The 1,009-nt window shown below is 40.1% G+C and carries 2 protein-coding genes and 1 pseudogene; all 3 read right to left on the bottom strand.

Annotated elements, in window-relative coordinates:
- A partial coding sequence (locus tag WG89_RS32585; protein WP_062260605.1) for a transposase occupies positions 1-169 on the bottom strand: 169 nt, incomplete at its 3' end.
- 40 nt (positions 170-209) lie between these two features.
- The gene (locus WG89_RS28625) at positions 210-734 is read right to left on the bottom strand and encodes a hypothetical protein (protein WP_062271195.1); all 525 of its coding nucleotides are present in this window, start codon (positions 732-734) and stop codon (positions 210-212) included.
- A 40-nt stretch (positions 735-774) separates the two neighbouring features.
- Positions 775-1,009, bottom strand: a pseudogene (locus tag WG89_RS33185) (hypothetical protein); the annotation flags it as partial.

Raw genomic sequence — 1,009 nt, 5'->3', positions numbered from 1 at the left:
GAGGATAAGGAGGTCTTCCGTTGCCACGCTTAGGGTAATAGGGCTCGATTACGGCCTCTAAGCGTTTCCATGGAATCAGAACCTCCATTCTTTCAAGAAAAATTTCCCTACGAGTTCTGCGTCGCTTCTGGCTGAATTCACTGTCGGAAAAAGAGAGTTGTTGGTCCATGACTACCTCTGATCAAGCTGCTGAGATTATTATCTCATGATCAGGGACTTATTCGCAGGTTCCTTAGATTTTCTCGATATTTGAAAAAAGCAGTAAATTGATATTTAAACTCATATCCAAGCAACTTTAAATAATCTCTCTTTCTCCAACCATCTTTAAAGTTGGTAAGTGAGATTAGTTCTTCATACTCCTCAACACCTTCCTCATGATGATGCTGAGTTGGATATAACAAGCCTCGTTTAAATAATCCAGTGATTTGATATTTAGAAGCTTGTATTCCAGGCTCATCGCCACCCCAAACATTTACTGCATTCATAAGGAGGCCGTCTACTGTTTCTGCTTCATAGTGATAGTGAAAAATCTTTCTATCCCTTAACATTCTACTCGACCACAGCTTATAAAGTTCTTCATGATAATGATGGGCATATGTATAGTAACGAATTAATAAGAAAACCACTGCCAATAACAGAAAATAGCTAAGACCTGATTGATTCGTGAACTCTATTTTGAATATGAATGTATTGGCTTCTTTAAAAACTGCACCTGTAAAATTTATTGCAAGCATTAAAATTGAAAGCCCTACTAGTAACTTCAGGGCAATTGCATCAATTCAGAACGACTGAGCAAAGCAGCTTTTTCAGGTGCTTATGGTCCCACCCTGCTAGCTTCCGGTGACTCTTGATACTGCGACTTCCCTTATTGGCTTTGATAGCGTTCAGCGCAAGCCGTCTCAGAATGGAGAAATTTTCAGCCCCATTTCCTGTGCTTATCTGACATGCGTCCTCTGAAAATGCAACGTCCAAAATCCAGTGCAGATTATTCTCCACCGCCCAATGATTG

This window comes from Endozoicomonas arenosclerae (genome assembly GCF_001562015.1).
GTDB classification, from domain to species: domain Bacteria; phylum Pseudomonadota; class Gammaproteobacteria; order Pseudomonadales; family Endozoicomonadaceae; genus Endozoicomonas_A; species Endozoicomonas_A arenosclerae.
This window is presented reverse-complemented; position numbering and strand designations above follow the sequence as displayed.

Bases quoted from the DNA above. Each gene is read 5' to 3' on its own strand.
- WG89_RS28625 (WP_062271195.1), bottom strand. From the start codon at position 734: ATGCTTGCAATAAATTTTACAGGTGCAGTTTTTAAAGAAGCCAATACA.